The 10,888-nt window shown below is 70.1% G+C and carries 9 protein-coding genes and 1 pseudogene; 5 read left to right on the forward strand and 5 right to left on the reverse strand.

Annotated elements, in window-relative coordinates; all coding sequences use genetic code 11:
• Positions 1 to 11: 11 nt before the first annotated feature.
• The 4 genes from hppD to A4E84_RS44845 all read left to right on the forward strand — a co-directional run bounded on the left by hppD (position 12) and on the right by A4E84_RS44845 (position 2,583).
• Positions 12 to 1,085 carry a 4-hydroxyphenylpyruvate dioxygenase gene (gene hppD, locus A4E84_RS32820; RefSeq protein ID WP_062930020.1) on the forward strand — a complete coding sequence of 358 codons (1,074 nt, stop codon included), beginning with the start codon at positions 12 to 14 and terminating at the stop codon, positions 1,083 to 1,085.
• The gene (locus A4E84_RS44835) at positions 1,082 to 1,879 is read left to right on the forward strand and encodes an alpha-hydroxy acid oxidase (RefSeq protein WP_237305028.1); all 798 of its coding nucleotides are present in this window, start codon (positions 1,082 to 1,084) and stop codon (positions 1,877 to 1,879) included. Before hppD ends, A4E84_RS44835 begins: the two co-directional genes overlap by 4 nt.
• Positions 1,834 to 2,334 (forward strand): aminotransferase class I/II-fold pyridoxal phosphate-dependent enzyme, encoded by a 501-nt coding sequence (locus tag A4E84_RS44840; protein WP_237305157.1) that lies wholly within the window; start codon positions 1,834 to 1,836, stop codon positions 2,332 to 2,334. The genes A4E84_RS44835 and A4E84_RS44840 overlap by 46 nt, the downstream gene beginning before the upstream one ends.
• Before the next feature lie 108 nt (positions 2,335 to 2,442).
• Positions 2,443 to 2,583, forward strand: coding sequence for a hypothetical protein (locus A4E84_RS44845; RefSeq protein WP_237305029.1), 141 nt, complete (start codon positions 2,443 to 2,445; stop codon positions 2,581 to 2,583).
• Positions 2,584 to 2,728: 145 nt separating this feature from the next.
• Here A4E84_RS44845 and A4E84_RS32830 read toward each other — a convergent pair whose 3' ends face one another.
• The 4 genes from A4E84_RS32830 to A4E84_RS43095 form a co-directional block, all read right to left on the reverse strand.
• Entirely contained in the window at positions 2,729 to 4,618 is a 1,890-nt protein-coding gene (locus tag A4E84_RS32830) for an AfsR/SARP family transcriptional regulator (protein WP_062930021.1), read from the reverse strand.
• A gap of 670 nt (positions 4,619 to 5,288) precedes the next feature.
• Positions 5,289 to 7,721, reverse strand: coding sequence for an HAD-IC family P-type ATPase (locus A4E84_RS32835; protein WP_062930022.1), 2,433 nt, complete (start codon positions 7,719 to 7,721; stop codon positions 5,289 to 5,291).
• 222 nt (positions 7,722 to 7,943) lie between these two features.
• Complete coding sequence (locus A4E84_RS32840) at positions 7,944 to 8,963, reverse strand: MupA/Atu3671 family FMN-dependent luciferase-like monooxygenase (protein ID WP_062930023.1); 1,020 nt, start codon at positions 8,961 to 8,963, stop codon at positions 7,944 to 7,946.
• A gap of 18 nt (positions 8,964 to 8,981) precedes the next feature.
• Positions 8,982 to 9,269: an acyl carrier protein gene (locus A4E84_RS43095; protein ID WP_063827588.1), complete on the reverse strand. Its 288-nt coding sequence runs from the start codon at positions 9,267 to 9,269 to the stop codon at positions 8,982 to 8,984.
• Positions 9,270 to 9,658: 389 nt separating this feature from the next.
• On the opposite strand from A4E84_RS43095, the gene trpC reads away from it, so the two are divergent.
• The gene (gene trpC / locus A4E84_RS32850) at positions 9,659 to 10,435 is read left to right on the forward strand and encodes an indole-3-glycerol phosphate synthase TrpC (protein WP_079129208.1); all 777 of its coding nucleotides are present in this window, start codon (positions 9,659 to 9,661) and stop codon (positions 10,433 to 10,435) included.
• A gap of 286 nt (positions 10,436 to 10,721) precedes the next feature.
• On the opposite strand, the pseudogene A4E84_RS45855 reads toward trpC, so the two are convergent.
• A pseudogene (locus A4E84_RS45855) lies at positions 10,722 to 10,802 on the reverse strand (MGMT family protein); the annotation flags it as partial.
• Positions 10,803 to 10,888: the final 86 nt, after the last annotated feature.

A 10,888-nucleotide genomic window follows, 5' to 3' on the forward strand; every position in this document is an offset into this window, starting at 1 on the left:
GGAGAGCCGCCATGCCGCCAAGTGCCATCGCGTACGCCGAGCTGTACGTCACGGACGACCGGGAGGCCTCCGGCTTCCTCATCGACAGTCTCGGCTTCGTGCCCCTGGCCGTGGCGGGCCCCGCCACCGGTGACCACGACCACAGGTCGACCGTGCTGCGCAGCGGAGAGGTCACCCTCGTGGTCACCCGGGCGCTGCGGCCGGGAACCGCCGTCGCCCGGCACGTCGAGGAGCACGGCGACTCCATCGCCGACCTCGCGTTCAGCTGTGACGACGTCCAGTCCTGCTTCGACCGGGCCATCCTCGCCGGCGCCACGGCACTGCAGCGGCCGGTCCCTTCGCTCCGGGGCGGCCAGGACACCTGGTTCGCGGCGGTCTCCGGGTTCGGGGACGTCCGGCACACCCTGATCGCCGCGACCGCCGACCGGGCGGGGCAGCTGCCGTCCGACCGGGACTGGGCACTTCTGCCGGCCGCCACGGGCCCCGCGGCACCCCGGCCGGTCCTCGACCACGTGGCGGTCTGTCTCGAAGCCGGCACCCTGCGCCGCACCGCCGAGTTCTACGAGGCCGCCTTCGACCTGCCCTTCTACTCCTCCGAGTACATAGAGGTGGGCGACAAGGCGATGGACTCCATCGTGGTGCGCGATGCCGGGGGCGGCATCACCCTCACCCTCATCGAACCCGACGACACGCGGGTGCCGGGCAAGATCAACCGGTTCCTGAACGTGCACAACGGTCCGGGAGTCCAGCACCTGGCCTTCCTCGTGGACGACATCGTCGGCTCGGTCCGCGCGCTCGGCGACCGCGGTGTGACCTTTCTGCGCACCCCCGGCGCCTACTACGACCTTCTCGCCGAGCGCGTCGTCGGCATGGCCGACGCCATCGCCGACCTGCGCGAGACCAACGTCCTGGCGGACCGCGACGAGTGGGGCTATCTGCTGCAGATCTTCACCCGCTCGCCCCACCCGCGCGACACCCTCTTCTACGAGTACATCCAGCGCAACGGCGCACGAGGTTTCGGCAGTTCCAACATCAAGGCGCTTTACGAGGCCGTCGAGAGGGAGCGGGAAGTGGCCGGTCGATGACGTCCGCCGCCCCAAGGGCCGGGGAGCCGCTCACGCTCGACGACTTCGCCGAGCACGCACGGCGCGCACTACCGCCCGACGTATGGGATTTCATCGCGGGCGGCGCGGGCCGGGAGCGGACGCTGGCCGCCAACGAGGCCGCCTTCGGCACCGTGCGGCTGCGCCCCAGGGCACTGCCCGGCATCGAGGAGCCGGACACCTCCGTCGAGGTCTTCGGCTCCTCTTGGGCGGCGCCGGTCGGGATCGCACCCGTGGCCTACCATTCACTCCCTCATCCGGACGGCGAGACGGGAACGGCCGCCGTCGCGGGCCGGCTCGGGCTCCCGCTCGTCGTCAGCACCTTCGCGGGGCGGACCCTCGAGGACGTGGCCGGCGCGGCGGACGCCCCCCTGTGGCTCCAGCTGTACTGCTTCCGCTACGCCGAAACCACGCTCCGTCTCGCCCTCCGTGCACGCGACAGCGGCTACCAGGCCCTGGTGCTCACCGTCGACACCCCCTTCACCGGCCGTCGTCTGCGCGACCTGCGCAACGGCTTCGCGGTCCCCGCCCACGTGACCCCGGCCAACCTGGCCGGGGCCGCCGCGGGGAGCACGACCCCCGGAGCGCACAGCTACGTCGGCGTCACCGGCGGGCCAGTCTGCTCGGGATCCCCGTCGTCGCGGTGCCCGGTACCCCGCACGGGCCGAGTCCGGAGGGAATCGAACGCGCCGTACGGGAGATCGAGGCGAGCGGCCGGCGCGCCAGGTGCCTGTACGTGGTGCCCGACTGCTCCAACCCCGCGGGTGTCAGCATGAGCCGTCAGGCTCGTACGGCCCTGCTGGACGCCGCGGGCCGACTCGGACTGCTGCTCCTGGAGGACAACCCCTACGGTGTGTTCAGCACGGTGCGGCGGCCGACACTCAAGTCCCTCGACACCCACCGGCGCGTCATCTACCTCGGTTCCTTCGCGAAGACCGCCTTCCCGGGCGCGCGCGTCGGGTTCGTGGTCGCCGACCAACTGGTGGCGGGCGCCGACGGCCGGACACCGGGGCTGCTCGCCGATGAGCTGGCCAAGGTCAAGAGCATGGTCACCGTCAACACCTCCAGCCTGAGCCAGGCAGCGGTCGCCGGGCTGCTTCTGCAGAACGGCGGCGGGCTGCGGGCGGCGAACGAGGCCGCGGCACGTCACTACCAGTCCACCATAAGGTGTCTGCGGGAGTCGCTCGCCGCCGAACTTCCCCCGGGGACACCGGAGTCGGCGGGGGTGTGATGGAACGACCCGGACGGCGGGTTCTTCCTGACGCTCGACGTCCCGTTCGCCGCGGACGGGGCCGCGCTGGACATCTCGGCAAGGAAATACGGTGTCATCTGGAGGCTGATGCGTCACTTCCACCCGGACGACGCGGGGGACCGGCAGATCCGGCTCTCGCGCAGCTGCCTCACCACCGACCAGGCCACCGAAGGGGCGGCACGGCTGGCCCGCTTCATCAAGGGCCAGGCGCGGGTCCGCGGTGTGTGACCCTCGGTGCGGGTTCGATGCCGACCCCGCGGCGTACGCCTGAAGCGCGATCACGGAACGCGACGGCCGGTACGACCACTCTGGGTCGTACGGGCTGTCGTCGAGCGCGCGGTCCGGGACAGGGCGCGGTACCGGGTCGTTCGGCTCAGCCGACGCAGTTGGCCAAGCCGGGGGCGGCGCACAGGGAGTGGAACGCGTGCAGTCGCACCAACTCCTGCCATCGGTAGCGCATCTCGCCGGAGAGGCCGCGGCTCACCACTTCCAGGAGCTGCGCGTCCACCAGGGTCTCGATGAGGTCTTCGGCATCCAGCAGATCCGTGCCGAGCACCTTCGCCGCCTCCGCCGCCTCGAAGTCGGCGCCGTCGAGACGGCTCAACTCCCGGTAGGCGGCCGCCGACAGTGGATCCAACTCCCTGACGCTGCGGTCGAGTCGGGCGCGCAGCGAGTCCTCACCGATGCTGAGTTCCGCCAGCCGGTCGGCAGAGCGTTCCAGGCGGCGTACCAGGTCGGACACCCGCCAGTGCTGCTTGGTGAGCAACTTGGTCGCCGCGGCGCGCAGCGCCGGCGGCGTGTGGCCGCACAGCGCGGCGAGCCGTCGGGTGGCCCGGGGGGACTCCTCGGCCCTGGAGTCCCGCAGCACGCTGGTCAGCACCTCCCGCGACTCCTCGTCGGACAGCGGGCCGATGCGCAGCCGAAGGGCGCTGTACTTCTGCAGGAGTTCATCAAGGTCGGCCTGTCCGGTGATGATGACGCGGCACTCGCCCCTCCCGGGCAGGAGATGACGCAGCCCGGCATACGACGACGCGTGGTCGAGGACCAGCAGGACGCGCTTGCCCTTCAACATCGCTCGATAGCGCTCGGCGGCCTCCGGGACGTCCGTGGGCAGCGGCCCCTCGGCGCCCAGCCAGCGAAGGAACTGATGGAGCACGTCCAAGGTCCGGTCCTGCCGGAGGTCCGCGAACAGCTGTCCATCCGGAAATCTGTGGGCCGACCGGTGCGCCCAGTTGACAGCGAGGCTTGTCTTTCCGATTCCCGGGCTTCCCGTGATGTAGGCGATGGGGGAGGGAAGCTGCGGAGAATCGCTGAGCAACGCGTCATCCATAAGCCACTGCTCGCGACTACGACCGATGAAGTACGCGTCGTTTTCCGGGAGTTGACACGGTACCGGCTGAGGCCTGTCCCTTAGTGGCGCGGCGATGCCGGGGACCGCGGGCTGAGGGAATTCGTCCCGCAGGATCGAGTCGTGGAGCGACTGCAGTTCGGCGCCCAGTTCGAGGCCGATCTCCTCAATGGAGTGCCGCATTCCGTCGCGGAATGTCGTGAGAGCCTCCGCGCGCCGGCCCGAACGGTACTGGGCGAGCATCAGGTAGTAGCGCAGCCGTTCGCGCAGCGGGCAGGCGCCGACCAGCGCCTGGAGCTCGCCGAGCAGGGCCTGGTGCTCGCCGAGTTGGAGGCGCAGCGCCATCTGCTGCTCCACGGCCAGCATCCGCTGTTCGTCGAGGCGGGCCGCCTCGGTCTCGGCGAAGGGTGCGTACACGCCGCCGAGAGCCGGACCGCGCCACAGTGCCAGCGCCTCCCGCAGGGCTGCCGCCGCCTCCGCCGGACGATCCTCCGCCGTCCACTCCGTCGCCCTGGCGACCATTTGCTCGAAGCGCAGGGAGTCGAGCGAGTGCCCGGCGAGGTTGAGCATGTAGCCGGGGGTGGCCGTGGTGATCGTTTCCTCGCCCCAGCCCGCGCTGCGGAAGACCTTGCGCAGGGTGGCGATGCAGATCGCCACCTGAGTGCGGGCCGTTCTCGGCGGGCGGCCGTTCCAGACCTTTTCTATCAGTGAATCGCAGGACACGACCTGATTCACGGAGAGCAGTAATGCGGAGAGGACCGCCCGCTGTCGAGGTCCGCCGACCGTGAGCCCTTGGCCATTCATCTGAACTTCGAGCGGCCCGAGTATTCGAAATTCGAGGCCGGATTCGATGTCTTCTTTCTTCTTCGGCTTGCCGGCTCCTTGAATTATGGGAAATATTGGGTGAACACTCATGATTTCTTGAACCCCCGTCAAGTTTCAGTGATGTCCCTGTGATGAGGATCTTGGAATGTGCTGAGCGTGCCGACCCGATGTGCGGGTCAGGCCTGCACCGCAGCTGTGCTGTGCACGGAGGGCGCGGTGGGAGTCAGCAGTTCCCGGTCCTCATGATCCCTCTCGCCTGTGAGCCTCCTGAGAAAAATGGAATACTCGGCTCCGCACCTGTGTGCGGGAGCGGGCGTGGCGAGTGCGGGCTGTTTGATGCATGAGATTTAGCGATCGTGGCTGACTCCTCCCTGTCTCTATTAAATGATACGGATCTTCGTTGAGCGCAACACTCAACTTTCGGCAGGCATCGCCCCCCACTTTCGATAGTTCGCCGCTTTCTATTCCCGGAACGCCCGGCCGGGGACCCGTCTCGCTCTGCGGTGCGGTGCCGTCTCATCGGCCGTCGAAGCATGATCCTCCCTGGTGGCGGCGGAGGCCTCCCCCCTGACCGAGGGCCGGCGGGGCGCTCAAACCGCGGCGGTCAGGGGACGACGGGGGCGGATCGGACACGTCGGTGGATTGGCTGAATCGCAATGTGCATCCGGGAAGCGCACAGACGAAAGGGACGCCCGGCACGGGGCCGGGCGTCCCTTCCTGTCGCGAGGGCGGTCCGGGGGATGTCACCGCCTCCGCTGGTTCAGTCGTCGGCCGACCGCCGACGCATACGGGCCCACACGAACTCCAGCACCAGCCCGGCGACCGCGGCACAGGCGACCGCCGTCCACGGCGCCGCGACACCGACCAGCTTCAGCTGGAAGAACTCCTGGAGATACGGCACCACCAGCACGACGGCGAACGACACCGCCATCGTCAGCACCAGCAGGATCCGCCACCAGGTGTAAGGACGGGCGATGATGGCCAGCGCCCACAGGGCCGTGAGGAACAGCGCAAGGGTCGCCGCCGAGGTCTCGGCGTCCAGGTTGTCGTCGTACACGGACCGGGCGAACAGATAGGCGACCGAGGTGGCCGTCGCCGCGAGGGCGCCGGCGGGAATGGCGAACCGCAGGACGCGCCCCACGAAGTTCGACCTGGCGCGCTCCGAGTTGGGGGCCAGCGCCAGGAAGAACGCGGGGACACCGATGGTGAGGGAGCCGACCAGGGTGATGTGGCGCGGCAGGAAGGGGTACGGCACCTGGGCGATCACGATGACGATGGCCATCAGCACCGAGTACACCGTCTTGGTGAGGAACAGGTTGGCCACGCGCTCGATGTTGCCGATGACCCTGCGGCCCTCCGCGACCACCGAAGGCAGCGCGGCGAAGTTGTTGTTGAGCAGCACGATCTGCGCCACGGCCCGGGTGGCCGGGCTGCCCGAGCCCATCCCCACGCCGATGTCGGCGTCCTTGAGCGCGAGAACGTCGTTGACGCCGTCGCCGGTCATCGCCACGGTGTGGCCCCGGGACTGCAGGGCGCCCACCATGTCCCGCTTCTGCTGGGGCCCGACCCGCCCGAAGATGGCGTTCTGCTCGACGGCGTCGGCCAGTTCCTCCGGGTGCTCCGGGAGGAACCGGGCGTCCACCGGGCTGTCCGCGCCGGGCAGGGACAGGCTCGAGGCGACGGCTCCGACGGACACCGCGTTGTCGCCCGAGATCACCTTGGCCGAGACGCCCTGGTCGGCGAAGTACCGCAGGGTGGCGGGCGCCTCCTGCCGGATGCGCTGCTTGATGACGACGAGCGCGGCGGGCGTGACCGCGTCGGGCACGGTCACCGGGTCGTCCAGGAGCTCCTCCAGCGGCCGTGAGCTGCGCGCCAAGAGCAGGACGCGCAGGCCCCGCGCGCCGTACGAGTCCGCGGCGGTGAGCACGGAGTGCCCGGCCGGCAGCATGGTGTCGGGCGCGCCGAGCAGCCAGGTCGATTCCGCACCGGAGGGCTCTGTGAACGCGGCGCCGCTCCATCGCCGGGCCGAGGAGAACGGTGCGGTCGCGGTTCGCTGCCAGCCCTCGGGGGCGGGGTAGGCCTCGATGATCGCCTGCAGGCTGGAGTTGGGGCGTTCGTCGGCCGCGCCGAGAGCACCGAGTACCTCCGCCGCGGGCACGGTCGGCAGCAGCGGAAGGATTTCGTCGATGTCCATGGACGCCTCGGTGAGGGTTCCCGTCTTGTCCAGGCACACGGTGTCCACCCGGGCCAGGCCCTCGATGGCGGGAAGCTCCTGGACCAGGCACTGCTTCTTGCCGAGCCGGACCACGCCGACTGCGAAGGCGAGCGAGGTCAGCAGGACGAGCCCCTCGGGGACCATGGGTACGAGGCCGCCCACCATGCGGCGGATCGCCTCGGGCAGATCGTCGTCGTTCACCATGAACTGGGTGATGATCAGCGAGATGCCCGCCGGGATGATCGCGTAGGTGACGAACTTCAGGATCCGGTCGATGCCGTTGCGCAGCTCGGAGTTGACGAGGCTGAAGCGCCGGGCCTCCTCGGCGAGCTGGGACGCGTACGCCTCCCGTCCCACCCGGGTGGCGGTGAAGGCACCGGACCCGGCCACCACGAAGCTGCCGGACATCACCGCGTCGCCGGGACGCTTGACGACCGGATCCGCCTCGCCCGTGAGCAGCGATTCGTCGACTTCCAGGTTCTCGGCTGTGGTGACCGTGCCGTCCACCACGATCTTGTCGCCCTGGCCCAGCTCGATGACGTCGTCCATGACGATCTCGGAGGCCCTGAGCGTGACCCGCCGCCCGTCGCGCCAGACGCGCGGACGGCTCTCGCCGACGATCGCGAGCTGGTCGAGGGTTCGCTTCGCGCGCACCTCCTGGATGATGCCGATCAGTGTGTTGGCGAGGATGACGCCGCCGAACAGGCCGTCCTGCACCGGGCCGACGATCATGATGATGACGAACAGCACGCCGATGATGGCGTTGATGCGAGTGAACAGGTTGCTCCGGACGATCTCGCCGATGCTGCGGCTCGACCGGGTCGGCACGTCATTGACGCGGCGGGCGGCGACGCGCTCGGCGACCTGGGCCGACGTCAGCCCGGCGGGCCCGTCGACGAGCGTCCCGGACGGCGGGGTGCCGCCGGTGCCCCGGGCCACGGCGGCGGAGCCGCCGGACTCGTCCAACTGCTTCTTCATCCCTGACGTCCTCCGGACTCGGCTCCGCGCGCTGCACTTCGGTCGGATCTCTCTCCGCCCACTGACAGTAGGAGCCCGCTTCCCGTCGTCACCAGGCACGAAAGGTGTCTCTTCGCCCTTACTTTCGACGGGGGCGCCCCGGCCGTCGGCAGCGCGGGAACGGAAGCTCCTCGGTCTCGCCGACACCGCACACCGGCCGGTCAACGGCCCGTCAGCACCCGATCAGTTGACGAAGGCGTGCCGCACCTGGCCCAGTCGGTGCAGGGCCTCCAGGGTGGCCGGGGCCGGCGCGCCGAAGTCGATGAGCGAGGCCACCTCGTGGATACCGGCCTCCCGCAGCCGTTCGACGAAGCGGACGCACTTCTCGACCGAGCCGAGCAGTGCCGAGGTACGGAAGTAGCGCTCGAAGGCGTGATCGAGGAGCTGAGGGCCGCTGTGGGCAGCCAGCTCAGGCCAGCGGTCCCGCCACAGATCCACGGACGACGCCAGGTACTCCAGGAACGGGGCGCGCACCACCTCACGTACCGCGTCGTCGGACTCACCGACGAAGGTGTGCACCATCAGCGTCACACGGCCGGTGGCCGGGTCGTGGCCGGCCCGCTCGCGCGCGGCACGGTAGGCGCGGATCCGCGGCACCAGGTCCTCCACGCGCTGGAAGAGCAGAGCGGTCAGCACATTGAGTCCGAGCGTGCCGGCCTGCTCGAATCCCGCGGGGTGCGACGAGCAGGTCAACCACAGGTCCAGGTCCGGCTGAACGGGACGCGGATAGGTCGTGACCCGCGCCTGCCGTCCCTTGCCGTCGGTGCGCTCGACGGTCCTGCCCGCCCACAGGTCCCGCACCTCGGCCAGGCTGTCCAGCGTGTGGGCGCGGCGGGCCGCGTAGCGCTCCGGGGCCAGCACGAAGTCGTGCGCGTTCCAGCCGGTGGCCAGGGCCAGGTCGACACGTCCGCGGGAGAGGTTGTCGACGAACGCCCAGTCCTCCACCACGGTCAGCGGGTCGTGGAGCGGGGCGACGACACTGCCCGCCCGCAGCCGGACCCGTTCGGTCTGTGCCGCGAGGGCGGCCGCGGCCAGCGCCGGATTGGGGTAGGCGCCCCCGAACGGGTGGAAGTGCCGCTCGGGCAGCCACACCGCGGTGAAACCGTTCCGATCGGCGAAGCGCGCGCTGTCGAAGAGCAGGTCGTACTCTGCCGGAGCGTCGTCCGCTGTCCTGTTCGCAAAGTACAACAGGCTGAAATCCATGGCCGATTGCCCGCCTTCTCAGTTCGCGCTGCCCAGGGCGTCGGCCGGTCTGTCCGCCGGTTTCCGTGCGATGAGGAGGCCGAGTGCGTCGATGCTCGGGTGTTCCCACATTTCCTCGGCTGTGACGACGACGCCCCAGTGGTCCTCGATATCGGCGGCCAGACCCACGGAACCGACGGAGTTCAGGCCGTAGTCCGAGAACGGCCGCCCGGGGTCGATTTCCTGTGCCGGGAGCCCGACATGACCGGCGAAACAGGTGATGAGCCAGGTCCGGACGGTCTCGGGCGAGTGCTGGGCGTGCGCCATGTCCACCGTGTCCCCTCGGTTGCTGATGCGTGGCAGATGGTGGAGACACGGGCCGCAACTCTGGACGAGCACATGCGATGGATCCACCGGAAAGTAACAGCGCGCGTGACGTAGCGTCAAGGCATTCCGAGGCCGCGCAATGAATATGCCAGCAATAGCGAAGTCATAAGGTCGAGCCATAAAGTGCGGAACGGTGGATTCACGGCCGCGTGTGATTTCTCTGCCGCTCGGCGCCGGGGAATGATCCGGGACGGGGAAGGCGATATGGCCACCGATCCCGTCGAAGCGCGCCACTCGCCCGCCGGCCAGGGGCTGCCGCGGTCCTGCCCCGGCGACCTGACCAGCGGCGACCGCGCCTCCCGGTAGCGGATGGAACTGGAGGTTCCCGCGTGAGCGACATTCTGGCGACCCTCGTCGCAGACGCCGAACGGCAGACGGAACGGCGGCGCGCCGTCCACCCCGAGACGGAACTGGTCATGCGCGCCGCGGCCGCGCCCCCGCCGCGGGACTTCGCCGCCGCCCTGCGGCAGCGGGGCCTCGGCGTCATCGCCGAGATGAAGCCCCGCAGTCCCTCCAAGGGGCCGCTCACCGACGACTACCGCCCCGCCGAGCTGGCCCGCGCCTATCAGGGCGGCGGTGCCTGCGCCCTGTCGGTCCTCACCCACGAGGACGGCTTCGCGGGCAGCCCCGACCACCTCGTGGTCGCCCGGGACGCGTCCGATGTCCCCGTCCTGCGCAAGGACTTCATCGTCGACGAGTACCAGATCGTGGAGGCCAGGGCGCTGGGTGCGGACGCCCTGTTGCTCATCGTCGCCGCACTGACCCCCGAGCGGCTGGCCGAACTCCTCTCGTACACGCGCGAGTACGGCATGGAGGCGCTGGTCGAGGTGCACGACGAGGGCGAGGTGGACACCGCTCTGGCGGCGGGTGCCGTTGTCATCGGCGTCAACCACCGGGACCTGCGGGACTTCTCGATCGACCGGACTCTCTCCGCCCGGCTGCGCGATCGGGTGGGCAGCCGGCGGGTCATGGTCGGCGAGAGCGGTGTCCGCGGCGCGCAGGACGCACGCGAGCTGGAACGGGCGGGAGTGGACGCGGTCCTGGTCGGAGAACTGCTCATGCGGGCCGTGGATCCCGGCGCCACGATCAAGGAACTGATCGGCTGACGGCGAGCGGCACACGCACGACGGCACGGGTGGCCCCGTAGCGCAGGGACGCCGGGGCCGACGCGGCTGAGGGCGCCCGCAGCTCCGGATCGGGGCGCGGCTGCCCGCCGACACCACGCCCGCTCATGTCGATCAGCCGGCTCGGCGCCGGAAGGGGCCCCGAACCGCTGCCGCTGCGGGCCGTGCCCGACCGGACGGTCGTGCATGGGTTCGAGCTTCCCCGGGTGCCCCGATTCCCCCGTACGGATCACGGGTCACACAGGAGGCCGTCCGATGGCGGAAGCTGTCAGGTGTGACCCTCCGCGCGACCACCGCCGTCCCACCGCGCCCGTCTCATGTCGATGCGCGGCAGGTGGCCCTCGGCGCCGCCCCGCAGCCGCTCCACGCAGGCCGGCGGGAGGGGCAGGGCTGAGCGATAACGCGCCGATAGGGCGCGCATGCCGGGCCCCCCGA

This window comes from Streptomyces qaidamensis (assembly GCF_001611795.1).
Classification (GTDB): Bacteria; Actinomycetota; Actinomycetes; order Streptomycetales; family Streptomycetaceae; genus Streptomyces; species Streptomyces qaidamensis.